The organism is Stenotrophomonas sp. 63632_Sma, from assembly GCF_056482875.1.
The window spans coordinates 3,792,602-3,818,304 of sequence record NZ_CM151220.1; the positions used below are offsets into that span (position 1 = coordinate 3,792,602).

Consider the following 25,703-nt stretch of genomic DNA (forward strand, 5'->3'; position numbering starts at 1 on the left):
TGCACCCGCTGGATCAACGTCAACATCAACGTCAAGAGCGGGTTTCCTGAGGGATGGCGGGGTGGGTCCGGTCCCCCTCGACAGGTCCCCGGTGCTTTTGGTGGGTGTCGACCTTGGTCGACACGATGAACACGGCAATGATCGAAACCGGCTTTTTTGTAGAGTCGAGCCATGCTCGACTGCTTTGCTCGACTGCTTTGCCTGGAACACGCTGGACGCCAGCGTCGACAACGGCGAGGATGGAGCCTGGTTCTTCTGGCTGGCCCTGCATGGCGCAACGCATCCTTGAACCCGGTGAGATCGAGACGCTGGCCTCGCGCGATGTTCCGCGCATCATCCTGCCCGATACCGCGTCGCTGTTTGCCGGACGTGCGGACCGCCTGCGCAGTCTGGCTGCACACAGTGCCATCGGTGGTTACCTGCAGCTGCTGGCGGCGTTGGCCGATGCGCAGCAGGCGCTGCTGGAGGATCTGACACCGCAGCAACGCGAGGAACTTCAGGCACAGGCGCGTGCACAGCAATCGAATGCGGCGGCCGGCGCCGGGATGCCGTTGCGGCCGACCAACACACTTCAGCTGGATGGCTGTTGGCGCGGCTGGCTGCGCACGCTATGCCAACACTGCGCTGAAGAAGCCGGCCTGCCGGCGGAAACCCGCCAGGAACTGCAGCGCGTTGCTGCTGCCGATGACGGGTGGCTGGATGCGCAGGCGCATGCGGTGCTGGAGCGTGATGACGCGCCGTCGGTGGATGCGGTGGCTGCGCTGCTGGTGATGAACGCGCTGCAGGTCTACTGGGCGGTGCTGGCGGACAGCTTCCGCCCCACCGAGCTGAAGCCGCTGGCCGATGCACCGGGGCTGTGCCCGCTGTGCGGCACCCTGCCGGTGGTCAGCGTGGTGCAGGCGCGGCCGCCCTATGCCTCCTACCGCTACCTGTCGTGCTCGCTGTGTGCCTGCCAGTGGCACTACGTACGCGTGCAGTGCAGCCAGTGTGGTGCGGCCGGCAAGGACATCGCCTATCGCGCCCTGGCCGATGTGGACGGCGACAGCGGCGAGGCGGTGCGCGAGAGCGCGGTCCGTGCCGAGACCTGCGACCACTGCCACAGCTACCGCAAGATCCTGTATCTGGAAAAAGACCCGTCGCTGGAGCCGGTGGCCGATGACCTCGGCACGCTGGCGCTGGATCTGCTGCTGGCAGAGGAGGGCTATGCGCGTGCCAGCCAGAATCCGCTGCTGTGGCAATCCGACGGCGAGTGAGGCGATGACAGCCGCGCCCCCCACCCCGGCATCGATTTCCGCCCTGCCCTCGCTGGACCGGTTGCTGCGTCTGCCTGCCCTGGCAGCACTGATCGAGGGCCACGGCCGCAGCCGTATCACCCAGCTGCTGCGTTCGCACCTGCAGGTGCTGCGCGACCGTATCAGCGCCGGCCAGCTCTCGGCCACGCAGCTGCAGGAAGCGGTTGACGGCCCGGCGCTGGTGGCAGCAGTCGAGGCCGCACTGGCCGCTGACGCACGGCAGGATCTGCAGCCGATGTTCAATCTGACCGGCACCGTGCTGCACACCAATCTCGGCCGCGCCTTGCTGCCGGATGCCGCCGTGCACGCGGTCACCCGCGCGATGACCGCGCCGGTGGATCTTGAATTCGACATCAGCCGCGGCCGTCGCGGCGACCGCGATGCACGGGTGCAGGCATTGATCTGCGAACTGACCGGCGCTGAAGCCGCCACTGTGGTCAACAACAATGCCGCGGCGGTCCTGCTGCTGCTCAACAGCCTGGCCAACCGCCGCGACGTGGTGGTGTCACGCGGCGAGCTGGTGGAGATCGGTGGCGCCTTCCGCATTCCCGACGTGATGCGCAGTGCCGGTGCGCGGCTGCTGGAAGTCGGCACCACCAACCGTACCCATCCGGCTGACTTCGCCAATGCCATCGGCACGCGCACCGCGCTGCTGATGGAGGTGCACGCCAGCAACTACGCGATCACCGGCTTCACCGCCAAGGTCGACACCGCGGCGATGGCCGCGATCGCGCACGAGCACGGCCTGCCGCTTGTGGTGGACCTGGGCAGTGGCAGCCTGTGCGATCTGGCGGCCTTCGGCCTGCCGCACGAGCCCACCGTGCAGGAAACGCTGGCGGCCGGCGCCGATCTGGTGTCGTTCAGTGGCGACAAGCTGCTGGGCGGGCCGCAGGCCGGCATCATCGCCGGCCGCGCCGACCTGATCGCGCGGATCAACCGCAACCCGCTGAAGCGGGCACTGCGCATGGACAAGATGGGCCTGGCCGCACTGGAAGCGGTGCTGGCCCTGTACCGCGAGCCGGAGCTGCTGGCACAGCGGCTGCCGACCCTGCGCACCCTGTCACGCACGCAGGAGGACCTCGACGTGCAGGCTCAGCGCCTGCTGCAGCCGATGCGTTCCGTGCTCGCGGCCGACTACGATCTTGAACGGTCACCAATGCAGAGCCAGATCGGCAGCGGCGCCCAGCCACAGGCGCAGCTGGCCAGCGCCGGACTGCGCATTACCAGCGCGCGCCGTGGCGGACTGGATCGCCTGGCCAAACGCTTGCGTCAGCTGCCGCGACCCGTGCTGGGCCGCATTGCCGATGACGCGCTATGGCTGGACCTGCGCTGCCTGGATCCGGCCGACGAAGCCGACTTCCTCGCCCAATGGAGCGCGCTGCAGGCATGATCGTCGGCACCGCCGGGCATATCGACCATGGCAAAACCAGCCTGGTACGCGCACTGACCGGCATCGAAACCGATCGCCTGCAGGAAGAGCGAACGCGCGGTATATCGATCGAACTGGGCTATGCCTATGTCCCGGTGGAAAGCAGGGACGCCGAAGGCCCGGCTGCGACGCTGGGCTTCGTCGACGTGCCAGGCCATGAGCGTTTCGTGCATACGATGGTGGCCGGCGCCACGGGTATCGATGTCGCCCTGCTGGTGATCGCTGCCGACGACGGCGTGATGCCACAGACCCGCGAGCATCTGGCCATCCTGCAGCTGCTGGGCGTGGATCGTGGTGCGGTGGCCCTGACCAAGATCGACCGTGTGGATGCGGCACGCCTCGCCCGGGTCGAGATCGAGATTGCCGCGCTGCTGGCCGCGACACCGCTGCAGGATTCTCCTCTGTTCGCCTGCAACAGCACCGCACCCGACGATGCCGGCATCAGCGCACTGCGTACCCAGCTACACGCATGGGCGGCGGACGACGCCAGCACGCGCCAGGCCGAACTGCGCAGCGAACTGTTCCGCATGCCGGTGGACCGCGTGTTCTCGCTGGCCGGCCACGGCACGCTGGTGACCGGCGCGGTACATGGCGGCATCGCCGCGGTGGGTGAGCATCTGCAGCTGATGCCAGCCGCCACCGACGTGCGCGTGCGCAGCATCCATGCGCAGAACCAGGCCAGCGAGCACGCGATGGCTGGGCAACGCTGCGCGCTGAACCTGGCCGCCATCGCCCGCGACGACATCCGCCGTGGCGACTGGATTGCCGATCCACGCGCGCTGCTGGCCACTACCCGCGTCGACGTGCGCCTGCGACTTTCCGCACTGGCGCCGCCACTGCGCGACTGGTCACCGCTGCACATCCACTGGGGCACGATGCACCGGCAGGCCCATGTGGTGCTGCTGGAAGACCACGACCACGGCGATGGTCAGTTGGTGCAGCTGGTGTTCGATGCACCAGTCTGCGCGATGTGTGGCGATCGTTTCATCGCCCGTGATTCAGCAGCCACCCACACACTGGGCGGTGGCGTCGTGCTCGATCCGGATCCTCCGCAGCGGCGTCGGCGCAGTCCTGCGCGGCTGGCCTGGCTGGGGGCACTGGAGCAGCTGGCGACCGGTGCCGGTGTTGTCCCGCTGCTGCAGCAGGCACCTGCCGGCATTCCCCTCACCGCGTTGCAACGCTATTGCCGACGCGCTGCCGACCGCATCGACCTGCCCGAGGACGCGCGACGCATCGCTACCCGCGATGACGCGGTGATCATCCTCGCACCGCACTGGCAAGCACTGCGCGAGCAGGTGATCACCTCGCTGCGCGGCTGGCACGAGCGACGCCCCGACGAACCCGGCGTCGACAGCGGACGCCTCCAGCGCAGCACCCTGCCCGCACTGGCGAGCAGCCTGTGGAATGCGCTGCTGCAGGACCTGCTGGCCGATGGCACGCTGCAGCGCGTGGGCGCGTGGTGGCGCCTGCCCGGCCATGACCATGCGCCACCGGAACGCGAACGTCTCCTGCTGGAACGCATGCTGCCGCAACTGCACGCCGGTGGCTTCGATCCACCGTGGGTGCGCACCCTGGCCGCCGACGCCGGACTGGCCGAAGACGAGGTCCGCGCGGTCCTGCGCCGCGCCGCCGCACGTGGTGAACTGTTCCAGGTGGTACCGGACTTGTTCTATTCACCCGCGCGCATTGCGGCACTCGCTGCTATCGTCGCGCAGCTGTCACAGACCAGCGGCACGGTGGATGCGGCGGCCTTCCGCGATGCCATCGGCCTGGGCCGCAAACGCAGCATCCAGATCTTGGAGTTCTTCAATCGCGTTGGCTACACTCGACGCGTCGGTGACCAGCATCGGCCGCGCGGCGACCTGCAGTGGAACGCGGCCCGCGACTGAGCCCACCGGTACCGCCGTACTTTCGGAAGGCATGCGCATCCGGGCATGCGGCTGGGCTTCAAACCCAGTAGGGGGCGTCGATCGTTCCCTGGTAGGTTCGACTCCTGCTGCCTTCCGCCATTCGTGTTTCCGCAGGAGATGTCGGCATGGCCACGCACGCGCAGCCCCCCGCCCCCTCAACGGCCGATGCCCCGCAACGACTGACGTCTCTCGCGCATGGCGGTGGCTGCGGCTGCAAGATCGCGCCCGGCGTGCTGACCGAACTGCTGCGTGGCGTTCCAGCGCTTCCGGCACCGGTCGAACTGCTGGTCGGCCGCGAGACCAGCGACGACGCCGCAGTGTACCGCCTCGATGACCACCAGGCGATCGTCGCCACCACCGATTTCTTCATGCCGATTGTCGACGACCCGTTCGACTTCGGCCGCATTGCCGCCACCAATGCGCTGTCGGACCTGTACGCGATGGGCGCGCGGCCACTGTTCGCGCTGGCCATCGTCGGCATGCCGATCAACAGCCTGCCGCAGGACACCATCCGCGGCATCCTGCAGGGCGGCGAACGCGCCTGCGCTGATGCCGGCATCGTGGTGGCTGGTGGCCACAGCATCGATTCGGTGGAACCCATCTACGGCCTGGCCGCGATCGGCGTGCTCGACCCGCAGCGGCTCAAGCGCAATGCTGATGCCCGCGCCGGCGACGTGCTGGTGCTGGGCAAGCCGTTGGGCGTGGGCGTGTATTCGTCAGCACTGAAGAAGGAAGTGCTGGATGCCGACGGCTACCAGCAGATGATCGAGTCGACCACCCGCCTGAACACCGTGGGCGTGCCCCTGGCTGCGCTGGACGGCGTGCATGCCATGACCGACGTCACCGGCTTCGGCCTGCTCGGCCACCTGCTGGAAGTGTGCCGCGCCAGTGGCGTGGCCGCCGAGGTGGACAGTGCACAGGTGCCGCTGCTGCCGCAGACCCTGGACCTGCTGCAACGTGGCTGCGTAACCGGCGCCTCCAACCGCAACTGGGCCTCGTATGGCGCCGAGGTGCGCTTCGCCGAGGGCTTGGCCGCCCACTGGCAGTCACTGCTGACCGACCCGCAGACCAGCGGCGGCCTGCTGGTGTCCTGTGCGCCGGAAGCGTTGGATGCGGTGCTGGCCTGCTTCAACGATGCGGGGTTCGGCCAGGCGGCCGTGGTGGGGCGCTTGAGCGAGGGAGTGCCGGGCGTCAGGGTGGTTTGAGACGTGAAGGTTTGCCAACACGTCCCTCCCGGATACTTGATTTATGTCCAAAATATTGGACACTCATACCATGAACCTGATCGACATCGGCAAGGCGGTTCGTGCCCGCCGTGAGGAACTTGGCCTGTCGCAAGGCCAACTGGCTCATCTCAGCGGTCTTTCCCGGCAGACCGTGGTCGGCCTGGAAGGGGGCACCCTGAGCGACCTGGGCGTCAATCGTGTCGGCCAGTTGTTGTCCGTGCTCGGCCTGGATGTTCCGGCACCCACCACCGAAAACCGGCAGCGCAAACAAGGCCTGAAAATGGCCGCACGAACTGCGAACGTGAGCTACGCGAGCGAACTGACGGCTGGCGAGTTGGCCCGCGTGCTGGTCAGCGGGGAAGTTCCTGCCACCTACGCAGCGCAGATGGCGCACCTGCTGGATGAAGCCCCTCCCTCCATGATGGTGATGGCAGTCGAGGAAGCTGCAATCGGCGCGCAGCTGCCGCCACGGCGCATCTGGCGGAACGTGGCGAAGATGGCCAACACACTTTCTGCCCATCGCAAGGACCTGTGGTTGTGAACCGCAAACTGCCGGCCGGCGCCTGGCAGGCGCTGCTGCCCCGGGCGCTTGTCCTCATCGGGGAGATCCGGCGCCACGGTGGTATCACCGATCCGTTCTGGACCTTGGGCGGCGGAACGGTACTGATGTTTCGACATCGGCATCGGCTCAGCAAGGATATCGACATCTTCGTGCCGAATCCCCAGTACCTGGGGTTCGTTACTCCCCGCTTGAGCGATGTGGCCGCGAGCCTTACCGGCGACTACAGCGAAGATCCCAGCGCCTGGGTGAAGCTGCAGTTCGAGGAAGGCGAGGTGGATTTCGTCGCGGCCCCCAATCTTCTCGATGATGCCTGGGAGGAATGGACGATCGATGGGCAGCGCATACGCGTGGAAACGTCGGCGGAAATCATCGCCAAGAAAATGTTCCATCGCGGGCATCGAACAACGGCCCGAGACCTGTTCGATCTTGCGCTGGTCATCGAACGCGAGCCGGACGCGCTGGCGGCCGCCGCGCACGCGCTGGTCCGCCATCGATCAACGTTTCTTGATCAGATCCGCAATCCCCATCCGACATTGAAGATTGCGTTCAACGCCATCGACACGCTGGACTACACGCCAGGCTTCGACCACTGCGTCGCGATTGCCGGGGACTACCTGGAAGGACTGTGATCCTCCCAGGCGATTGCGCAGAACATCACTCGATGTTCTGCACCTGTTCGCGGATCTGGTCGATCAGCACCTTCAGCTCTACCGCAGCATTGGACGTACGGCTGTCCACCGACTTCGACCCCAGCGTATTGGCTTCGCGGTTGAACTCCTGCAGCAGGAAGTCCAGGCGGCGGCCGACCGGCTCGCGCTGCTTGAGCACGCGGCGGATCTCGACGATGTGGCTGCCGAGGCGGTCCAGCTCTTCATCCACGTCCAGCTTCTGCAGCCACAGCACCAGCTCCTGCTCGGCGCGGCCGGGGTCGACCGGGTGCGGCAGGTCAGCCAGGCGGGCGGCCAGCTTGGCGCGCTGGCCGTCGCGAATGGCCGGAATCAAGGTGCGCACTTCGGTAGCGATGCGTTCGATGCCGTCCACGCGCTCGCTGATGGCCGCGGACAACTTGCCGCCTTCGCGCTCACGGGCCTCGACGAAGCCATCCAGCACCTGGTCCAGCAGGGCCAGTGCCTCGACCTGCAGGGCGGCGGCATCGGTGGCCTCGCCACGGGTGACGCCCGGCAGCTGCAGCAGATCGGTGAAGCTGACCTGCAGATTGGGGAAATCGGAGGTCAGGCGGTGCGCCAGGCGGCCCAGCTGGCCCAGCAGGGCCTCGTCCACCTGCAGGTTGGCGGCCGCTTCCGGCGCGCGCAGGCGCATCACCAGATCCAGCTTGCCGCGGCTCAGGCGCGCGGCGATACGCTCGCGCAACTGCGGCTCGAGCGCCCGCAGTTCCTCGGGCAGGCGGGTGCCGACCTCCAGGAAGCGGTGGTTGACCGAGCGCAGCTCGCAGCCCAGCGTGCCCCACGGGGTGACCCGCTCGCCGCCGGCGTAGGCGGTCATGCTTCGAATCATGGATTGTGTCCGGTGCGTGCAAAGGGGGAATGGTACCCTAGCGCCCTCACCAGAGCCCCCTTGCCCGCCCCGTGAAGGCCGCGGGCGTGGCGGCGTACTCCCTTGCCATTACGGAACCCGCACCATGTCCGATTCCCGCCCCAGCGGCCGCCAGCCCGACCAGCTCCGCCCGGTCGTCATCCAACGCGGCTTCACCCGCCACGCCGAAGGTTCGGTACTGGTCTGCTTCGGTGAAACCCGCGTGCTGTGCACCGCCAGCGTCGAGAACCGCGTGCCGGGCTTCCTGCGCGGCAAGGGCGAAGGCTGGGTGACCGCCGAGTACGGCATGCTGCCGCGCGCCACCCACACCCGCAGCGACCGCGAAGCCGCCCGTGGCAAGCAGGGCGGCCGCACCCTGGAGATCCAGCGCCTGATCGGCCGCAGCCTGCGCGCGTGCGTGGACCGCAACGCGCTGGGCGAGCGCACCATCACCCTCGACTGCGACGTGCTGCAGGCCGACGGCGGCACCCGCACCGCCGCCATCACCGGCGCCTACGTGGCCCTGGTCGATGCGGTGAACGTGCTGATGAAGCGTGGCGACATCAAGCGCAACCCGATCCTGGGCGCAGTGGCCGCCGTATCGGTAGGCGTGTACCGCGGCACCCCGGTGCTGGACCTGGACTACGCCGAAGACAGCGACTGCGACACCGACATGAACGTGGTGATGAACGACGGCGGTGGCTTCATCGAACTGCAGGGCACCGCCGAAGGCCATGCCTTCCGTCGCGACGAACTGGACGCGCTGCTGGGCCTGGCCGAAAAGGGCGTGCGCGAGCTGCTGGACGCGCAGCAGGCAGCGCTGTCGGCATGAAGCGGCGTCTTGCCCTGACCACGCTGGTGGTGGCCGACTACGACGAAGCCATTGCCTGGTACACCGGCAAGCTGGGCTTCGCGCTGCTGGACGACATCGACCAGGGCCACAAGCGCTGGGTGGTGGTCGGCCCGACCGACGGCAGCGCCGCCGCACTGCTGCTGGCACGCGCCAGCGACGAGGAACAGCGCAGCCGCATCGGCAACCAGACCGGTGGCCGCGTCGCCTTCTTCCTCAACACCGACGACTTCCACCGCGACCACACGGCGATGCTGGCCGCCGGGGTCGAATTCCTGGAAGCGCCGCGCGAAGAACCCTATGCAACGGTCGCGGTGTTCCGCGATCTGTATGGCAACACCTGGGACCTGCTGGAGCCCCGTCAATGAAGAAACTGGTACTGGCCAGCCACAACGCCGGCAAGCTGGTGGAGATGCAGGAGATCCTCGCCGACCTGCCGCTGCAGATCACCTCTGCCGCCGAGCTGGGCCTGGGCGACGTGGAAGAAACCGGCCTGACCTTCGTCGAGAACGCGCTGCTGAAGGCGCGCGCGGCCTGCGAAGCGACCGGCCTGCCGGCGCTGGCCGATGATTCCGGCCTGATCGTCGATGCCCTCGGCGGTGCGCCGGGCCTTTACAGCGCGCGCTATGCCGGCCACCCGACCAATGCCGCGGCCAACAACGCCAAGCTGCTGGAGGCGATGGCCGACGTTCCCGATGGCCAGCGCGGCGCCCGCTTCTATGCGGTGATCGTGCTGCTGCGTCACGCCACCGATCCGCAGCCGCTGATCTGCGAAGGTCGCTGGGAGGGCCAGATCATCCGCGAACTGCGCGGCACGAATGGTTTCGGCTACAACCCGGTGTTCCTGGATACCACCCACGGCCTGACCGCCGCGGAGATGGAGCCGGCCCTGAAGAACGCCATCAGCCACCGTGCCCTTGCCCTGCAGCAGCTCAAGCAGCAGCTGGCGACGCTGTACTGACGCAACCCGATCGAACCAGGGAAGCCGGCCAGCGGCCGGCACTACCGAAGAAGCCCATGCCGCACGCCCACGACCACTGCAACCACCTGCCCGGCGAAGCCTGCTCCGCTGACCACGACAGCCCGCCGCGACTGGTGCCCCCCCCGCTGTCGCTGTACGTGCACCTGCCGTGGTGCGTGCGCAAGTGCCCGTACTGCGATTTCAATTCGCACCAGGCCAAGGGCGAACTGCCGTTCGATGCCTACATCGATGCGCTGCTGCGCGACCTGGACCAGGACCTGCCGCTGGTCTGGGGCCGGGTGGTGCACAGCGTGTTCTTCGGTGGCGGCACGCCCAGCCTGTTCCCGCCGGAAGCGATCGACCGCTTCCTGCAGCAGGCCAGCGCGCGCCTGCGCTTCGCGCCCAACGCCGAAATCACCCTGGAAACCAACCCGGGCACGGCCGAGCATGGCCGTTTCGACCGCTACCGCGCAGCCGGCGTGAACCGCCTCAGCTTCGGCATCCAGAGTTTCGACGACGCCATGCTCAAGCGCCTGGGCCGCATCCACGACAGTGGCGAAGCCGAGCGCGCGGTGAAGATGGCGCAGGACGCGGGCTACGACAACTTCAACATCGACCTGATGTACGCGCTGCCGGAACAGACCCTGGCCGGTGCCGAGGCCGATCTGGAACGTGCGTTCGCGCTGCAGCCGGCGCATATCTCGCACTACCAGCTGACCCTGGAACCGAACACGGTGTTCTTCGCGCGGCCGCCGCAGGGCATTCCCGATGAAGACAACGCCTGGGACATGCAGGAACACTGCCAGGCCCTGCTGGCGCAGGCAGGCTTCGGCCAGTACGAGGTGAGCGCCTACGCACGCCCTGGCCGGCAGAGCGCGCACAACCTAAACTACTGGCGCTTCGGCGATTACCTGGGCATCGGTGCCGGCGCGCACGGCAAGATCAGCTCCGGTGCAGAGGAACACGTGCTGCGACGCTGGAAGCTGAAGCATCCGCAGGCTTATCTGGACAGCGCGGGCACCCCGGCCTCGTTCGGGGGTGACGATGTAATCGCTCCTGAGCGCCTGCCCTTCGAGTACATGCTGAATCTGCTGCGCCTGCACGAAGGCTTCGGCCTGCGCGATTTCGAGTCGCGTACCGGGCTGTCGCGCAGCGTGCTGGATGCACCGTTGGCCGAGGCCGTGCAGCACGGCTGGCTGGACGTGACCGATGGCCATGTGCAGCCGACCGAACTGGGCCGCCGCTTCACCAACGATGTGGTGAGCCTGTTCCTGGAGGAGTGAGCGTCTTGCAGTAGCGGGTAGTGCCACCGCCGGGCCTGCAGCTCGATCGGCGCGGATTGCCGGCCAGCGGCCGGCACTACCGTTCATCGGTCGGGCCATGCCTGGCGAACGGGATGCACATTCGCCCTAAAGTAGCGCCGACAGCGGCCGACACGGTAGATTCACCAGATCGATCCGCGGGAATCCGGATACCGCCTGCCGATGTCAGCTGTCTTTTCCATCACTCCTGCCGACAAGAACCGCCTGGCCGCCAGCGACCTGCCACCGCGGGTACGTGAGCTGCTGGGCGCGCTGATCGGCCTGTGCCGGCAGACGCTGGCCGCGCCCCTGATCCTGACTGTCGAAGCGCTGGAGCAGACCCTGCTGCACGACGCCGATCGCGCACGCAATCCGCAGCAGCAGGCCGAACTGATGGCCCAGCGTGGACAGCTGCACGCCTTCGCTGGCCACTTCGCCGACCGCATGCTCGATGCCGTTGCCGACGCCCTCGCACGGTTGCGCGAACCGGCCAACGGTGTCAGCACCAGTGCTACGCCGCCAGCGCTGCCGGGCATGCTCGGGCTGTCGCTGGTTGATGAGCACGAAGTGGATCGCGACCTGCTGCTGACCGAGATGGTGCGGCGCGAAACCCTGCGTTCAACCAACACACTGAACCTGCTCGGCCAACGCCTGGGGGTACTGGCGGCGGCGCCGGCCTTCGAGGCCGACACCCTGCCGCTGGCACCGCAGGCACTGTGCGCGATGGTGCGCCGGATTGCCGAACAGGACGCGCTGAGCGTCGAGGTACAGCTGGCGCTGTATCGCAGTTTCGAACGACAGGTGCTGGAACGGCTGGGCGATATCCTTGACCGTGCCAATGCCCTGCTGGCCCAGTCCGGCGTACTGCCGGGGCTGGTCTACACCCCCTACCTGGCACGCTCGTCGAGCACGCGGCGGATCATCACCCAGTCGGTGGGTGGCGGCCGCACCACACGGCCGGCCAAGCGCAGCGCGGCCCCCCTGACCGGCTGGAACGGTTCGGCACCGGCCGGCTCCTGGTCCAGCCTGGTACAGGACGCCTTCCACGAGGGTGGTGCAGCCGGCCCCGCCACGCCGGGCGTGACCACATCCACCGGCAGTGCTTTGCATGAGCTGCTGCAGCAGGCCCGGCACGCCAGCCCTGCCCCGGCGGACAGCGGCGCAGTGCCCAGTGCGGCAGTCGACGCGGTACTCGCGCGTCTGCAGGCTCAGTCCAGCGCGGCAACCGGCGTGGCCGACCTGCAAGCGGCCGTGGTCGCGCAGCTGCGCAGCGAGCATGGTGCGCAGGCCCAGCTGGGCAGTCACGACCGGGACAACCTGGACCTGCTGCGCATGCTGATGCAGCAGGTGCAACAGCAGCAACGTCCCGATCCGGTGCCGGCCGCCCTGCTGGCCCGCCTGCAGGTGCCCCTGGCACGCGCGGCCATGGCCGACCCGGGCTTCTTCGTACGCGACGAACATCCCGCGCGTGAGCTGCTCAACCAGATCGCCGAAGTCGGTGCCAACTGGCTGGGCGACGACGATGTCGATCCGCAGCTGCTGCAGCGCATGGCGCAGAGCGTGCAGGGCCTGCTCGGCCAGGATGCACGCGCGCCGGAAGCCTTCGCCGCTGCCAACGAAGACGTGCAGCAGCACCAGCGCGCGGCGGCCCATCGTGCCGAACTGGCCGAGCGCCGCCACGTGGAAGCCGCGCGCGGCAAGGAACGATTGGAACTGGCCCGTCGCCAGGCCACCGCACAGATCGACCAGTGCTGCGACACGCAGTCGCCACCGCGCTTCGTGCAGACCCTGTTGCGCCAGGCCTGGGCCGATGCACTGACCCTCACCCGCCTGCGCCATGGCGATGATTCGCCACAGTGGCAGGAACGCCTGCAACAGACCGAGCGCATCGCTGCCATCACCGCACAGGCCATCGACGCCCCCGGCGGCACCGATACCGCGTTGGCAGCGGACGTGGAGGCCGCACTGCTGCAGGTCGGCTACCACGCCGAGGAAGCCGCCGCCGTCGCGCGCAGGCTGGCCACGCCCGGCGGCGAGGATGAAAGCACCTCGCGTACCGAACTCAGTGCCCGCCTGAAGGCACGTGCGCGCCTGGGCGAACACGCCGGCGCGCCCACCGGCACAGCGCCTGCAACGCCCCGCAGCAGTACCGAAGAAGCTGCCTACCAGCAACTGTCCACGCTGCCGTTCGGCAGCTGGTTCGACATCGATACCGGTGATGGCACGCTGCGCCGCCAGCGCCTGTCCTGGTACAGCCTGCTGACCGGCCACGCCCTGTTCGTCAATCCACGCGGGCAGAAGATCACCGATACCGACCTGGATACGCTGGCACGGCAGATCAGTGCCGGGCGCGCGCAACTGGTCACCGAAGACAAGGGCCGGCTGGTCGACCGTGCCTGGGAAGCCAGCCTTGGTGCGCTGCGCGCACTGGCCACAGGCCGCGCACAGGAGACCCCCGCATGAAAGCCGTACCGCCGCAGGACACCCGCCGCGCGCCGCGCCGCCAGGTCTCGGACCTGGTGCCGGTCACCGACCAGATGCGCGAGTGCGTGGTCGGGCGCCTCGGCAATGTCTCCGAAACCGGCATGCTGATGCTGGCTAGCGTGCCGCTGCGCGAGGATGCGTTGTACCAGCTGCGCTTCCCGTTGCCGCTGGGTGATGGCCGTCAGCAGGCCATCGATGTGGGCGTGCACCTGCTGTGGAGCGAGCCCGCACATGCACCCGGCCAGAGCTGGACCGGCTTCCGCTTCCTGACCCTGTCACGCGAACATCGGCAGCTGCTGCGCCAGTGGGTGGGCGAGGACAGCGACGAGGGACCGGTTTCGACGGTCTGAGTGCCGGTTCCGGCACAGCGGTTTTTCGCGGTATGCGGCAGAATCTAGGGCCGTTTTCCGTGTCGAGCCACCGCAATGATCCAGCAAGACCCCGGCGCCCTGTATCCCGACCACCTGGCCGTGCTGTGCCGACGCGCCGAACAGGCGCTGGCCCGCGGCGGCTTCGATCACCTGGTGGTGCCCAGCGGCACCCTGCACTACCAGGTGTTCGACGACCGCGACTACCCGTATGCGGTGAATCCGCAGTTCAAGGCCTGGCTGCCGCTGACCCGCGTGCCCAACAGCTGGATCGTGTTCACCCCCGGCAAGCGTCCGGCGGTGATCTTCCACCAGCCGTTCGATTACTGGCACGTGGTACCGGACGCACCGAGTGGCTGGTGGGTGGAGCACTTCGACATCCACATCATCCGCAAGCCCGAAGAGGCGCTGGCCCTGCTGCCGGCCGACCCGTCGCGCTGCGCGATCCTCGGCGAGCCGCAGAGCACGCTGGGCAACTACGTGCCGAACAACCCGGCGCCGGTGGTGAACTACCTGGAATGGCACCGCGGCAGCAAGACGCCGTATGAAATCGCGCTGATGCGCCAGGCGCAGGTGCTGGGCGTGCGCGGCCACCGTGCCGCCGAAGCCGCGTTCCGCAACGGCGCCGACGAGTTCAGCATCCATATGGCGTACTGCCAGGCCGTCGGCCAGGACGCCAACGAGCTGCCCTACGGCAACATCGTGGCGTTGAACGAACATGCCGCCGTGCTGCATTACACCGAGCTGGGCCGCAAGGCGCCGCAGCCGCTGCGCAGCTTCCTGATCGATGCTGGTGCCAGCGCGCACGGCTACGCCAGCGACATCACCCGCACCTACGCCGCGCAGGGCCACGACGAGTTCGCCGCGATGATCGCCGCCGTCGACGGTGCCCAGCAGCAGATGTGCGCAGCGGTGCGCCCGGGCTTCGACTACAAGCAGCTGCACGTGGACGCACATCTTTCGCTGATGGGCGTGCTGAAGGACTTCGGCGTGATCAAGGTCTCGCCGCAGACCGCAGTGGAAACCGGCGTCAGCGCCGCATTCTTCCCGCATGGCATCGGTCACCTGATCGGCCTGCAGGTGCACGACGTGGCCGGTTTCGCGGCCAGCGACGAGGGTGGCCGCATCGAGCGCCCGGCGGGCCACCCGTACCTGCGTCTGACCCGCGTGCTGGAACCGGGCATGGTGGTGACCATCGAACCGGGCCTGTACTTCATCGACATGCTGTTGAATGAAGTGAAGGATGCCGGCCATGGCGATGCGATCAACTGGGAGCGCGTGGATTTCTTCCGTCCGTATGGCGGCATCCGCATCGAAGACGAAGTGCTTTGCACTGAGGGCGAGGCGGACAACCTGACGCGACCGGTGTTTGCGGCGGCGAACGGCTGAGCCCCTTGTGGTTGGTCGCAGAAGTCAAAAGCCGCGCTTGGCGGGGCGGGGTGGGTTCGCGGGGGACGCCGTGAACCCACCCCGCCCCGCCTCTGACAGTTTCCTGCCGCGTTCAACCACGGAAAAGAAAAAAGAAAAGCAGAAGCGGGTCGCTCGCTGCGCTCGCTCTGTGTCGACCAAGGTCGACACCTACCAACAGCCGCGCGTTCCAACGGCCGCAGTGGCCAGTAGATCCACGCCATGCGTGGAGGATTCATTCGATATCTGACAGATGTGCCGACCAACGGTCGGCACACACCAACAGCCGCCTGAACCTGTCAAAGGCGGGGCACTGTGGGTTTGCGGGGTGTGAGCCGCATGGATGCGGCGACCAAGCCTACAGGGACGTACTTGCGGCGTCCCCGCAAACCCACAGTGCCCCGCCCTCCCACGGAATGCCGCTTCGGCTTTTGACGTTGCCGTTGATTGCAGCAGGTGCAGGGCTGCAAGCCCTGCCGAAACCCCTTACCCCGCCATCACCGCTTCAATCTCGTCGGCGCTGCGCGCCAGGCCTTCGGTCAGCACGCGATGCCCGTCATCGGTGATCAGCACGTCATCCTCGGTACGGATGCCGATACCGCGCCAGCGCGGTTCCACCGTCGTATCGTCCACGCCGATATACAGCCCCGGCTCGATGGTGAACGCCATGCCCGGCTCCAGCAGCCGCGAATCGCCGGCCAGGCGATAGTCACCCACGTCGTGCACGTCCATGCCGATCCAGTGCCCGGTCTTGTGCCGGTAGAAACGCTGGTACAGGCCCTCGGACAGGTTCTTTTCCAGCGTGCCCTTCAGCAGGCCCAGCCGCAGCAGGCCTTCGGTCAGGGTCTGCACCGCCGCCAGGTGACCCATCTCGTAGGCCACGCCCGGCTTGGCCTGGGCCAGTGCCGCGGCCTGCGCGTCACCGACCAGGTCGTGCAGCGCGCGCTGCTCGGCGCTGAAGCGGCCGTTCACCGGGAACGTGCGGCTGATGTCGCTGGCATAGCCGCGGTATTCGGCACCGGCGTCGATCAGCACCAGCTCACCATCGCGCGAACGTGCGTTGTTGTCGCGGTAATGCAGGATGCAGCCGTTGCGACCTGCACCGACGATGCTGCAATAGGCCGGCACCGCGTCGTTGGCGCGGAACACGCGTTCCAGCTCCGCCTGCAGTTCGTACTCGTGGATGCCGGCCTTCGCCGCCTTCATCGCTGCCAGATGTGCACGTACACTGATCTGCGCGGCGTGGTGCATCAGCGCCACTTCGGCGCCGGACTTGAACAGGCGCTGCTCATGCAGCAGGTGGCCCAGCTCCAGGAACTCATGCGGCGGCTGCGCGCCGTGGCGCACCTGCGAACGCACGCGGTTGACCCAGCCGATCAGCTTCAGGTCGAAATCGGCGTCGCGACCGAAGTGGTAATAGACGCGCGAACGCCCTTCCAGCAGGCCCGGCAGGATGTCGTCCAGATCGTCGATCGGGTACGCATCGTCCATGCCGTACTGCGCCACCGCACCTTCCTGGCCGGCGCGGCTGCCGTCCCAGGCCTCGCGCTCGGCATCGCGCTCGCGGCAGAACAGGATGGCCTCGCCGTGGCGGCGGCCCGGGATCAACACCAGCACCGCTTCCGGCTCCGGGAAGCCGCTCAGGTACTGGAAGTCCGAATCCTGCCGGAACGGGTAATGGGTATCGAGGCTGCGCACCTTCTCGGCGGCGGCGGGAAGCACCAGGATCGCATCCTCGCCGGCCATGTCCATCAGCTGGCGGCGCCGACGCTTGTATTCGCCGGCCGCGATGCCGGTGCGCTGCTTGATGTCCATCAGTTCAGGCGCTGCCGATGGCGCGAGGCCAGCACCACGTCACCGTGCAGCAGCAACACCGCCACGCGGATGAATTCCTCGATCTCGGACAGGGCTTCGTCATCGTCATCGCCGCCGGCCTCGAAATCCTCGCTGGAGGCACGCGCCAGGCTGGCCATGTCGGTCAGCGCTTCTTCGCCCTCTTCGGACAGGGTCGGGCGGCGGCCGCCGCTGCCCAGGCCGAAGCCGCCCAGGAAGGAACGGGTCCAGCTGAACATGGCATCAGCCTGCGCGGACACGTCGTCGCCATCGGTCAGCAGCAGTTCGAAGGCGAAATCGCGGTCTTCCAGTTGCTTGATGGTGACCTGCAGCAGCTGCCCCAGCACGCTGTCGGCGGCCACCGGCGGCAGGTTGTCGTCGGCCAGCACACGCGCCGGCCAATCATTGCCGGGGGCACCACCGGCGGCCAGCCAGCCGCACAGTGCGCCGTGCAGCTCGACAGCGGTGGCGCCCAGGCCCAATTCCTGGCTGGCGCGGGTAACGTCGTCGACGGAGGGAAGTTCGGTCATCGTGCGGCTCGTTCGGAAAGGAAACCCGGGGCGCGCACGCGCGCGCCCGTGAGACCCCGTAGTGTAGCAACCCGACGGCATCCTCTCTGCGACCGTCAGGCCTTGCTGCGACAACGCTTGACCGCCCTTACCCGGCTTGCCTATCGTGCCCGTATGGAACCCGCCGATCCCCTTGCCCAGCTGCAGGACTTCGCTGCCCGCGTGGAAGCGTTGCTTGAACGCAACCAGCGCCTGGCCGAGGAGAACCGCAGCCTGCGCCACCAGCAGGAACAGCTGGTGGCCGAGCGTTCCACGCTGCTGGCCAAGAACGAGCAGGCACGCTCGCGGGTGGAAGCAATGATCAGCCGGCTCAAATCCCTGGAGCAGCACACATGAGCGCCGAACCGGTCAGTGTCCGCATCCTCGATCGTGAATACACCGTGGGTGTCGGCGGCGATGAACGCGATAGCCTGATGGCCGCCGCCCGCCTGCTCGATGCGCGCATGCGCGAAATCCGCGGCAGCAACCGCATGGCCGCGGTCGACCGCGTCGCCGTGCTGGCGGCGTTGAACCTGGCCCATGAACTGCAACTGCTGCGCGACGAGAACGCCCGCCAGGCAGTCGCCCTGCAGCAGACGCTGGCCGACCTGAACCGGCGCCTGGACCGCGCGATCGACGGCACCCCGTAGAAGAGGGGACGGAGGGAATCAAGGCGCATTCGCCCCTTCCGTGCCGGAAACGTCTTAATCCCCTCCGTCCCCTTTTCTCATATCTGAATTGGCACGGACTGTTGCCGACGAACGGCCTATCCAGATCCTGCGTGCTGGCTATAATGGCCACGCGTTCTCTGCGGTACTCGACGGCATGTGCAAACATTCGCCTTGTCCCTTAAGAACGACACCGGGAGCGCGACAGCGCCGGGAGTGCAGGTCCGCCTTGTAGCGGGAAGCCCGATGGTTCTCCAGCGTTCCCACTTGAGCCCCCGGGTTCAAGGTCGTTTCGCATGCATCGACATTGCGGAGAATGCAATATTCCAGCAAGGGCGGCGTCTTCGGGCGTCGCCCTTGTTCTTTCCGGCACAATGACGGCTGATCCTTGCCGCACGCTGCCATGACCGACCCGCGCCAGGCCCTGCGCCACGACCTGCGGCAACGCCGCCGCGACCTTTCCGCCGCTGAGCGCATCGCCGCCGCCGAATCGCTTGCCGATGCCCTGCTGGCCCTGCCGTTCGCCCCGCGCGAAGGCGCCGTGGCCGGCTACTGGGCGCTGGATGGCGAAATTGCCCTGCACCGCTGGCAGTTGCAGCTACCCGACACACTGACCTACTGCCTGCCGGTACTGGCGGGTGACGTGCTGCGCTTCGCACCGTGGCGCCCCGGGCAGCCGCTGACCAGCAACCGCTATGGCATTCCCGAGCCGGACGTGGCGGTGGAAGACACCCTGGAACCGGCGCAGATGGCGCTGGTAGTGACCCCGCTGGTGGGTTTCGACACACAGTGCCGGCGGCTGGGCATGGGGGGCGGCTGGTATGATCGCAGCTTCGCCTTCCGCCACGACCGGCCGGCGCCGCCCTGGCTGGTCGGCGCTGCATTCGCGGTGCAGCAGGTCGAGTCCTTGCCGGTGGCGTCGTGGGACGTGCTGGTGGATGCGATCTGCACCGAAGACGGCACCCTGTTCCCCTCCGCTGCCCCCGTGAACGCATGACCGCCCGCAAGCGCTACTGGCTGATGAAGTCCGAACCGGACGCCTTCTCCATCGATGACCTGGCCAAGGTCAAGGTCGAACCCTGGAACGGGGTGCGCAACTACCAGGCGCGCAATTTCATGCGCGATGGCATGCAGGTGGGCGACGGCATCCTGTTCTACCACTCCAATACCAAGGTGCCCGGCATCGTCGGCCTGGCCACGGTCGCCAGCCCGGCCTATCCGGACGACACCCAGTTCGACCCGAAATCCGACTACCACGACCCCAAGAGCACGCGCGAGAACCCGCGCTGGATGCTGGTGGACGTGGCCTTCGACCGCAAGCTCAAGCAGGTGATCGCGCTGGACGAGATCAAGCTGCACGCCGAAGAACTCGGCGAGGGCTTCCCGCTGGTTGCCAAGGGCAACCGCCTGTCGGTGTTCCCGGTGACCGCCGCGCAGTGGAAGCTGCTGCTGTCGCTGGAAAAGAAATCCTGATTCCCTGCCTGAGAGTTCTCCCATGTCCGAAGCCAAGCGCCTGGCCGCCGAGAAAGCCATCGAGTACGTTGAAGACGGCATGATCGTCGGTGTCGGCACCGGTTCCACCGTGGCCTATTTCATCGATGCCCTGGCCCGCATCCAGCACCGCATCAAGGGTGCCGTGTCCAGCTCCGAACAGAGCACCGCGCGCCTGAAGCAGCACGGCATCGAGGTGATCGAGCTGAACCACAGCGGCAACCTGTCGCTGTACGTGGACGGCGCCGATGAGTGCGATGCCAACAAGTGCCTGATCAAGGGTGGCGGCGCTGCGCTGACCCGCGAGAAGATCATCGCCGAGGCCAGCGAGCGCTTCATCTGCATCGTCGACCCGAGCAAGCAGGTGCCGGTGCTGGGCAAGTTCCCGCTGCCGGTGGAAGTGATCCCGATGGCGCGCAGCCTGGTCGCCCGCCAGATCCGCGACATGACCGGCGGCCAGCCGACCTGGCGCGAAGGCGTGGTCACCGACAACGGCAACCAGATCCTGGACATCCACAACCTGCAGATCACCGATCCGGAAAAGCTGGAGCGCGAGCTCAACCAGCTGCCCGGCGTGGTCTGCGTCGGCCTGTTCGCGCGCCGTCGCGCCGATGTGGTGATCGTCGGTGGTGAGCCGCCGGTCGTGCTCTGACCCTTTCGAAGGATCCTGACGATGTCGCTGTTGCGTTCGCTGCTGATGCTTCCGCTGCTGGCCCTGGCCGGCTGTGCCACCGATGCGGCCCGCCACTGGGTCGAGCTGGATGGTGCGCGCTACCAGGTGGAGCTGGCCACCAACGATGAAACCCGCGCGCGCGGGCTGATGTTCCGCGACCAGATGGCCGCTGACCACGGCATGTTGTTCATCCACGACCGCGAAGAAATGCAGGCGTACTGGATGAAGAACACCAAGCTTGCGCTGGACATCCTGTACTTCGACAGCCAGCGCAAGCTGGTCAGCCAGCAGCGCGACGTGCCGCCGTGCTCGGCCGGCGACATGTGCCCGCCCTACCCCAGCGGTGGCCCGGCGCGCTATGTACTGGAGCTCAACGCCGGCCAGGCCGAGAAGCTCAAGCTGAAGGACGGCACCGAGCTGACCTTCGGCCCGGGCATCGAGTAACAGGGTTCTGCCGGGCTGCGCCCGGCACCCGCCGAATCAACATCAAAGGCAAAAGCTGGGTTACCGAGGGATGGCGGGGCGGTGTGGACTTGCAGGACACGCCGTAAACCCGTCCCTGGGGGCTCGTAGGCGCCATCCATGGCGCCTGCGGTCCTGCAAGCCCACACCGCCCCACCTCTGACAGTTGGCCGGCGGCTGTTGGTAGGTGTCGACCTTGGTCGACACGACATTTCCAAGGCGATGTTCTTTTCACGCGGCACCGCTTGAAACCGCCTGCGAATGACGCCAGTCTGTGGTCATGCAGGACCGGATCTCACTCCCCGACTGGGATGCACTGGCCGACCTCGAAGACGAGGCGCTGCCACTGTTGCCGACCGCGCTGCTGATCGCGCGCGATGAATACCCCGATCTGCAGCCGTCCACCTACGACGCGCTGATCCAGAGCCATGTCGACCACCTCCGTTCGGAAGTGGACAGCATCGACAACAGCCCGCTGAAGATGGCGGCGATCAACCGCCACCTGTTCGACGAGCTGGGCTACAGCGGCGACCACGACGAGTACTACGACCCGCGCAACAGCTACCTCAACCAGGTATTCGAGCGCCGCCTGGGCAACCCAATCTCGCTGGCGCTGGTGCAGATGGAAGTCGCGCGCCGGCTGGGAATCCCGCTCGACGGCGTGTCCTTCCCCGGCCACTTCCTGGTGCGCCTGCCGGTGGACGACGGCGTGCTGGTGATGGACCCGTTCAATGGCGGCCGCCCGCTGGACGTGGACGAACTGCGCGAGCGGGCCAAGTCACACCTGGGCGGGCAGATGCCCGACGACCAGGTGCTGGCGCAGATCCTCGATCCGGCGCCGGCGCGCGCGATCCTGATGCGCATGCTGCGTAACCTGCACGGCGTGTATGCCGAAGCCGGCGAATGGGACCGCGCCGCACGCAGTGCCGACCGCCTGCTGAAGCTGGCCCCGGAGCAGGACGACGCGTTGCGTGATCGCGGCCTGGCCTACCTGCAGCTGGAGTATCTGGCCGGTGCCCGCCACGACCTGGGGCAGTATCTGAAGCGCAACCCGGAAGCCAGCGATGCGCAGTGGCTGCGCGAGAAGCTGATCGACCTCGGCGGGCCGGTACCGCGGCTGCATTGAGGGTGTCCGGTGTGCGGACCAACGGTCCGCACCCACAGAAGGGCCTGCAGGCCCCGCCATCAATCGACCTCGACCATCTCGAAATCGGCCTTGGTCACGCCGCAATCCGGGCAGGTCCAGGTCTCGGGAATGTCTTCCCAGCGCGTCCCCGGCGCGATGCCTTCTTCCGGCAAGCCTTCCGCTTCGCTGTAAAGAAAGCCGCAGACCACGCACATCCAGGTACGCAAGGTGGTGGGGGTGGCATCGCTCATCGGATAATCAAGGCTGGATTCACGGGCCGCCATTGTCCCATCGCGGCTCACTCACCGGTAGCCATCGATGACCTCTGCTTCCCCGGCGCCCCGCGGCGTCTACCTGATCACCCCGGACGAGCCCGATACCGCACGCCTGCTGGCCCGCACCGCGCCGCTGCTGGCCGCCGGCGCCACCTGGCTGCAGTACCGCAACAAGACCGCCAGCGACGCGCTGCGGCGGGAGCAGGCCACCGCCCTGCAGGCGCTGTGCGCGGAACACGGCGTGCCGCTGATCGTCAACGACGACCCGGCGCTGGCGAAGGCGGTCGGCGCCGCCGGCGTGCATCTGGGCGGCACCGATGGCGATATCCCCAGCGCGCGTGCCCTGCTCGGCGCGGACGCCATCATCGGCGCGTCCTGCTACGACCAGCTGGCCAACGCCGAGCAGGCCGTGGCCGCCGGCGCCAGCTACGTGGCCTTCGGCGCGTTCTTCCCGACCACCACCAAGATCACCAGCAGCCGCGCCCACACCGACCTGCTGCGGCAAAGCGCCGCACTGGGCGTGCCGCGGGTGGCGATCGGCGGCCTGACGCCGGACAATGTCGGTCCCATCATCGACGCCGGCGCCGATCTGGTCGCCGTGGTCAGCAGCGTGTTCGCCGCCGAAGACCCGGTTGCGATCCAGCGCGCCTACCTCGCCCAGTTCGCGTAATGCCCAGGAAATCCGCATGAACCACGACCAGTCCCACGCCCTGTTCTCCCGCGCCCAGCAGCTGCTGCCGGGCGGCGTCAATTCGCCGGTGCGCGCGTTCAAATCGGTCGGCGGCGAACCGTTCTTCGTCGAGCGCGCCGATGGCGCCTACCTGTACGACGTCGATGGAAACCGCTACATCGATTACGTCGGTTCCTGGGGCCCGATGATCGTCGGCCACAACCACACGGCGGTGCGCCAGGCGGTGAAGAAGGCGATCGACAATGGCCTGTCCTTCGGCGCGCCCTGCGCGGCCGAAGTGACCATGGCCGAGACCATCACCCGACTGGTGCCGTCGTGCGAGATGGTGCGCATGGTCAACTCCGGCACCGAGGCTACGTTGTCGGCCATCCGCCTGGCGCGCGGTGCCACCGGCCGCAACCGCATCGTCAAGTTCGAAGGCTGCTACCACGGCCACGGCGACTCGTTCCTGGTCAAGGCCGGCAGCGGCATGCTGACCCTGGGCGTGCCGACCTCGCCGGGCGTGCCGGCCGGCCTGAGCGAACTAACCCTGACCCTGCCCTACAACGACTTCGAAGCGGCTACTGCCCTGTTCGAACAGCAGGGTGACGACATCGCCGGCCTGATCATCGAACCGGTGGTTGGCAACGCCAACTGCATTCCGCCACGCGAGGGTTACCTGCAGCACCTGCGCGACCTGTGCACGAAGCATGGCGCGCTGCTGATCTTCGACGAAGTGATGACCGGTTTCCGCGTTGCCCTTGGCGGTGCACAGGCGCACTACGGCATCACCCCGGACCTGACCACCTTCGGCAAGATCATCGGCGGCGGCATGCCGGTGGGTGCTTACGGCGGCCGCCGCGAGCTGATGCAGCAGATCGCCCCGGCCGGCCCGATCTACCAGGCCGGCACGCTGAGCGGCAATCCGGTGGCGATGGCCGCCGGCCTGGCGATGCTGGAACTGATCCAGCGGCCGGGCTTCCACGCCGACCTGGCCGAGCGCACCGCGCGCCTGTGTGCCGGCCTGGAAGCGGCCGCCGCCGACGCCGGCGTGGCGGTGACCACCACCCACGTGGGCGCCATGTTCGGCCTGTTCTTCACCAGCGAGAAGGTGGAGACCTATGCGCAGGCCACCGCCTGTGACATCCCGGCGTTCAACCGCTTCTTCCACGCGATGCTGGACCAGGGCGTGTTCCTGGCACCGTCGGCGTACGAGGCCGGCTTCCTGTCCAGCGCGCACGAGGATGCGGTGATCGAGGCCACCCTCGCCGCCGCACGCGTGGCGTTCAAGGCCGCCAAGGGCTGAGCCCGCTCTGCACGAAAAAGGGGACGGAGGGGATTAAGTCGTTTGTGCACAAACGACTTAATCCCCTCCGTCCCCTTTTTCATCCACGCATGGCGTGGATCTACTGGTAGAGCCACGCCATGCGTGGCTGCTCAACCGAAGACGAACTTGCCCTTCATCATCGCGAAGTGGCCGGGGAACGAGCAGAAGAAGGTGTAGTCACCGCCCTTCTGCAGGCCCTGGGTAGAGAAGCGCACGCGCGCGGTTTCACCACCGCCGATCACCTTGGTGTGCGCCAGCACGCGCTTGTCGGCCTTCGGCAGGTAGCTGTCGGCCAGGGTCATACGCATGCCAGCCATCGCCACCGGCTGGTAATCCGCGCTGCGGGTCAGCACCCAGTTGTGGCCCATCGCGGTAGCGGCCAGCTTGCCGGTGTGGCGCAGGGTCAGATCCACGGCGGTGCAATCAGCGGCCACCTTGATCTCGCGGCTGCTGAAGCTCATCTGGTCGGTGCTGTCGATGCTCACCGCACACACCCGCGCCATCGCTGACGGCGCCAGCATCAGCGCGCCCAGTCCCACTGCCACCATCCAAGCCTTCATCGTTGCATCTCCTGCGGATTCAAGCGCCATTCTAGGCAGGCCCCTGCGGCCGCGTCTGCGACCGTCTGTCGCATGGCTGCTCCAGGGTTTCCCGCGTGTTCACTGCAATGGCATGCTCGACCAATGCGGATCGACCTGTTGCTGCTGGATGTGGATGGCGTGCTGGTGCAGTACCAGCGCGCGCAGCGCGTGCTGTACCTTGCGCAGGCGCTGGATGTCGTGCCGGAAACCGTGCAGGCCGCGCTGTACGACAGCGGGCTGGAAGCGGCACATGACAATGGCACGCTGGATGGCCCGGCCTATCTGGCGCAGCTGGGAGAGCTTCTAGGCACGACGGTCGATGTGACTGCTTGGACCGCGGCGCGGCGGGCCGCCAGCCATCCGCAGGCTGCCGTGTTGCAGCGGCTGCAGGCCCTGCAGTTGCCGATGGCAGTGCTGACCAACAACGGCGCGCTGATGCAACAGGCCTTGCCCACCCTGCTGCCGGAACTGTTCCCTGCCCTGCAGGACCGCGTGTTCTGCAGCGCCGATTTCGGCCTGCGCAAACCGGCGCCGGAAGTCTTCCTGCGCACGCTTGAGGTACTCGGCGTGGCACCTGCGCGCACGCTGTTCGTCGATGACCTGTTCGCCAACGTGCGCGGCGCACGCGCCGCCGGCCTGCACGCGGAAACCGTGCGCGATGGCCGGGGATTGGGCAAGGTGTTGAAGCGTTACGCGGTGAGCTGATCAGGGTCAGAGCCCTCTCCG

29 protein-coding genes, 1 tRNA gene and 1 other RNA gene are annotated in these 25,703 nt (G+C 67.4%); 25 read left to right on the top strand and 6 right to left on the bottom strand.

What is annotated here, in order from left to right:
• Positions 1 to 31 precede the first annotated feature (31 nt).
• Entirely contained in the window at positions 32 to 271 is a 240-nt protein-coding gene (locus ACZK45_RS17600) for a hypothetical protein (protein ID WP_478445008.1), read from the bottom strand.
• Here ACZK45_RS17600 and fdhE point away from each other — a divergent pair.
• The 7 genes from fdhE (at position 270) to ACZK45_RS17635 (ending at position 7,048) form a co-directional block, all read left to right on the top strand.
• Positions 270 to 1,253 (top strand): formate dehydrogenase accessory protein FdhE, encoded by a 984-nt coding sequence (fdhE, locus tag ACZK45_RS17605; protein WP_125894084.1) that lies wholly within the window; start codon positions 270 to 272, stop codon positions 1,251 to 1,253. The two genes, ACZK45_RS17600 and fdhE, sit on opposite strands and share 2 nt — an antisense overlap.
• A 4-nt stretch (positions 1,254 to 1,257) precedes the next feature.
• The gene (gene selA / locus ACZK45_RS17610; RefSeq protein WP_478445009.1) at positions 1,258 to 2,682 is read left to right on the top strand and encodes an L-seryl-tRNA(Sec) selenium transferase; all 1,425 of its coding nucleotides are present in this window, start codon (positions 1,258 to 1,260) and stop codon (positions 2,680 to 2,682) included.
• Positions 2,679 to 4,610, top strand: coding sequence for a selenocysteine-specific translation elongation factor (gene selB / locus ACZK45_RS17615; RefSeq protein ID WP_478445010.1), 1,932 nt, complete (start codon positions 2,679 to 2,681; stop codon positions 4,608 to 4,610). Before selA ends, selB begins: the two co-directional genes overlap by 4 nt.
• A gap of 24 nt (positions 4,611 to 4,634) precedes the next feature.
• Positions 4,635 to 4,730 (top strand) — tRNA-Sec (locus tag ACZK45_RS17620).
• Positions 4,731 to 4,756: 26 nt separating this feature from the next.
• Positions 4,757 to 5,836, top strand: coding sequence for a selenide, water dikinase SelD (selD, locus tag ACZK45_RS17625; RefSeq protein ID WP_478445011.1), 1,080 nt, complete (start codon positions 4,757 to 4,759; stop codon positions 5,834 to 5,836).
• A 70-nt stretch (positions 5,837 to 5,906) separates the two neighbouring features.
• On the top strand, positions 5,907 to 6,398 hold the full coding sequence (locus ACZK45_RS17630) for a helix-turn-helix domain-containing protein (protein ID WP_049400724.1): 492 nt from the start codon (positions 5,907 to 5,909) through the stop codon (positions 6,396 to 6,398).
• Positions 6,395 to 7,048: a nucleotidyl transferase AbiEii/AbiGii toxin family protein gene (locus ACZK45_RS17635; protein ID WP_478445012.1), complete on the top strand. Its 654-nt coding sequence runs from the start codon at positions 6,395 to 6,397 to the stop codon at positions 7,046 to 7,048. The genes ACZK45_RS17630 and ACZK45_RS17635 overlap by 4 nt, the downstream gene beginning before the upstream one ends.
• Positions 7,049 to 7,073: 25 nt before the next feature.
• Here ACZK45_RS17635 and ACZK45_RS17640 read toward each other — a convergent pair whose 3' ends face one another.
• Positions 7,074 to 7,934, bottom strand: a complete 861-nt coding sequence (locus ACZK45_RS17640) for a YicC/YloC family endoribonuclease (RefSeq protein ID WP_019661992.1) — start codon at positions 7,932 to 7,934, stop codon at positions 7,074 to 7,076.
• 124 nt (positions 7,935 to 8,058) lie between these two features.
• Between ACZK45_RS17640 and rph the strand changes: the two genes are divergently transcribed.
• The 7 genes from rph (at position 8,059) to pepQ (ending at position 15,305) form a co-directional block, all read left to right on the top strand.
• A complete protein-coding gene (gene rph, locus ACZK45_RS17645; RefSeq protein ID WP_012512000.1) occupies positions 8,059 to 8,784 on the top strand; it encodes a ribonuclease PH in 726 nt (241 codons plus the stop codon).
• Positions 8,781 to 9,170, top strand: coding sequence for a VOC family protein (locus tag ACZK45_RS17650; RefSeq protein WP_478445013.1), 390 nt, complete (start codon positions 8,781 to 8,783; stop codon positions 9,168 to 9,170). The genes rph and ACZK45_RS17650 overlap by 4 nt, the downstream gene beginning before the upstream one ends.
• On the top strand, positions 9,167 to 9,763 hold the full coding sequence (gene rdgB / locus ACZK45_RS17655) for an RdgB/HAM1 family non-canonical purine NTP pyrophosphatase (protein WP_049461728.1): 597 nt from the start codon (positions 9,167 to 9,169) through the stop codon (positions 9,761 to 9,763). The genes ACZK45_RS17650 and rdgB overlap by 4 nt, the downstream gene beginning before the upstream one ends.
• 56 nt (positions 9,764 to 9,819) lie before the next feature.
• On the top strand, positions 9,820 to 11,046 hold the full coding sequence (gene hemW, locus ACZK45_RS17660; protein ID WP_478445014.1) for a radical SAM family heme chaperone HemW: 1,227 nt from the start codon (positions 9,820 to 9,822) through the stop codon (positions 11,044 to 11,046).
• Positions 11,047 to 11,247: 201 nt separating this feature from the next.
• A complete protein-coding gene (locus ACZK45_RS17665) occupies positions 11,248 to 13,527 on the top strand; it encodes a DUF1631 family protein (RefSeq protein ID WP_478445015.1) in 2,280 nt (759 codons plus the stop codon).
• A complete protein-coding gene (locus tag ACZK45_RS17670) occupies positions 13,524 to 13,898 on the top strand; it encodes a PilZ domain-containing protein (protein ID WP_032130391.1) in 375 nt (124 codons plus the stop codon). The genes ACZK45_RS17665 and ACZK45_RS17670 overlap by 4 nt, the downstream gene beginning before the upstream one ends.
• Positions 13,899 to 13,973: 75 nt before the next feature.
• Positions 13,974 to 15,305, top strand: a complete 1,332-nt coding sequence (gene pepQ, locus ACZK45_RS17675) for a Xaa-Pro dipeptidase (protein ID WP_346485465.1) — start codon at positions 13,974 to 13,976, stop codon at positions 15,303 to 15,305.
• Positions 15,306 to 15,809: 504 nt separating this feature from the next.
• Here the strand turns inward: pepQ and ACZK45_RS17680 are convergent.
• Both ACZK45_RS17680 and ACZK45_RS17685 read right to left on the bottom strand, forming a co-directional pair.
• The gene (locus tag ACZK45_RS17680) at positions 15,810 to 17,132 is read right to left on the bottom strand and encodes an aminopeptidase P N-terminal domain-containing protein (RefSeq protein WP_478445895.1); all 1,323 of its coding nucleotides are present in this window, start codon (positions 17,130 to 17,132) and stop codon (positions 15,810 to 15,812) included.
• Between the two features lie 5 nt (positions 17,133 to 17,137).
• On the bottom strand, positions 17,138 to 17,686 hold the full coding sequence (locus ACZK45_RS17685; protein ID WP_478445016.1) for a YecA/YgfB family protein: 549 nt from the start codon (positions 17,684 to 17,686) through the stop codon (positions 17,138 to 17,140).
• A 153-nt stretch (positions 17,687 to 17,839) separates the two neighbouring features.
• Here ACZK45_RS17685 and ACZK45_RS17690 point away from each other — a divergent pair, with 153 nt between their 5' ends.
• From ACZK45_RS17690 to ACZK45_RS17725, 8 genes are all read left to right on the top strand, one after another.
• Positions 17,840 to 18,061 (top strand): TIGR02449 family protein, encoded by a 222-nt coding sequence (locus ACZK45_RS17690; RefSeq protein WP_005410898.1) that lies wholly within the window; start codon positions 17,840 to 17,842, stop codon positions 18,059 to 18,061.
• Positions 18,058 to 18,354 carry a cell division protein ZapA gene (locus ACZK45_RS17695; RefSeq protein ID WP_005410899.1) on the top strand — a complete coding sequence of 99 codons (297 nt, stop codon included), beginning with the start codon at positions 18,058 to 18,060 and terminating at the stop codon, positions 18,352 to 18,354. Before ACZK45_RS17690 ends, ACZK45_RS17695 begins: the two co-directional genes overlap by 4 nt.
• Positions 18,355 to 18,506: 152 nt before the next feature.
• Positions 18,507 to 18,692, top strand: a non-coding RNA gene (gene ssrS / locus ACZK45_RS17700) — 6S RNA.
• A gap of 83 nt (positions 18,693 to 18,775) precedes the next feature.
• Entirely contained in the window at positions 18,776 to 19,369 is a 594-nt protein-coding gene (locus ACZK45_RS17705) for a 5-formyltetrahydrofolate cyclo-ligase (protein ID WP_125894957.1), read from the top strand.
• Positions 19,366 to 19,845 (top strand): EVE domain-containing protein, encoded by a 480-nt coding sequence (locus ACZK45_RS17710; RefSeq protein WP_032128370.1) that lies wholly within the window; start codon positions 19,366 to 19,368, stop codon positions 19,843 to 19,845. The genes ACZK45_RS17705 and ACZK45_RS17710 overlap by 4 nt, the downstream gene beginning before the upstream one ends.
• A gap of 22 nt (positions 19,846 to 19,867) precedes the next feature.
• Positions 19,868 to 20,515: a ribose-5-phosphate isomerase RpiA gene (gene rpiA / locus ACZK45_RS17715; protein WP_006389802.1), complete on the top strand. Its 648-nt coding sequence runs from the start codon at positions 19,868 to 19,870 to the stop codon at positions 20,513 to 20,515.
• Positions 20,516 to 20,536: 21 nt separating this feature from the next.
• Positions 20,537 to 20,980 carry a DUF192 domain-containing protein gene (locus tag ACZK45_RS17720; RefSeq protein ID WP_125894959.1) on the top strand — a complete coding sequence of 148 codons (444 nt, stop codon included), beginning with the start codon at positions 20,537 to 20,539 and terminating at the stop codon, positions 20,978 to 20,980.
• Between the two features lie 298 nt (positions 20,981 to 21,278).
• Positions 21,279 to 22,124, top strand: coding sequence for a SirB1 family protein (locus ACZK45_RS17725; protein WP_010484022.1), 846 nt, complete (start codon positions 21,279 to 21,281; stop codon positions 22,122 to 22,124).
• Positions 22,125 to 22,183: 59 nt separating this feature from the next.
• On the opposite strand, the gene ACZK45_RS17730 is transcribed toward ACZK45_RS17725, so the two are convergent.
• Positions 22,184 to 22,408 (bottom strand): rubredoxin, encoded by a 225-nt coding sequence (locus tag ACZK45_RS17730; RefSeq protein WP_080291769.1) that lies wholly within the window; start codon positions 22,406 to 22,408, stop codon positions 22,184 to 22,186.
• Positions 22,409 to 22,442: 34 nt separating this feature from the next.
• On the opposite strand from ACZK45_RS17730, the gene thiE reads away from it, so the two are divergent.
• Both thiE and hemL read left to right on the top strand, forming a co-directional pair.
• A complete protein-coding gene (gene thiE / locus ACZK45_RS17735) occupies positions 22,443 to 23,069 on the top strand; it encodes a thiamine phosphate synthase (protein WP_182266644.1) in 627 nt (208 codons plus the stop codon).
• Between the two features lie 16 nt (positions 23,070 to 23,085).
• Entirely contained in the window at positions 23,086 to 24,375 is a 1,290-nt protein-coding gene (gene hemL, locus ACZK45_RS17740; RefSeq protein ID WP_478445017.1) for a glutamate-1-semialdehyde 2,1-aminomutase, read from the top strand.
• A gap of 131 nt (positions 24,376 to 24,506) precedes the next feature.
• Here the strand turns inward: hemL and azu are convergent, their stop codons facing one another.
• Positions 24,507 to 24,956: an azurin gene (gene azu, locus ACZK45_RS17745; protein ID WP_049460658.1), complete on the bottom strand. Its 450-nt coding sequence runs from the start codon at positions 24,954 to 24,956 to the stop codon at positions 24,507 to 24,509.
• Positions 24,957 to 25,079: 123 nt separating this feature from the next.
• On the opposite strand from azu, the gene ACZK45_RS17750 reads away from it, so the two are divergent.
• The gene (locus tag ACZK45_RS17750; RefSeq protein ID WP_293795510.1) at positions 25,080 to 25,682 is read left to right on the top strand and encodes an HAD-IA family hydrolase; all 603 of its coding nucleotides are present in this window, start codon (positions 25,080 to 25,082) and stop codon (positions 25,680 to 25,682) included.
• The last annotated feature ends 21 nt before the right edge of the window (positions 25,683 to 25,703 follow it).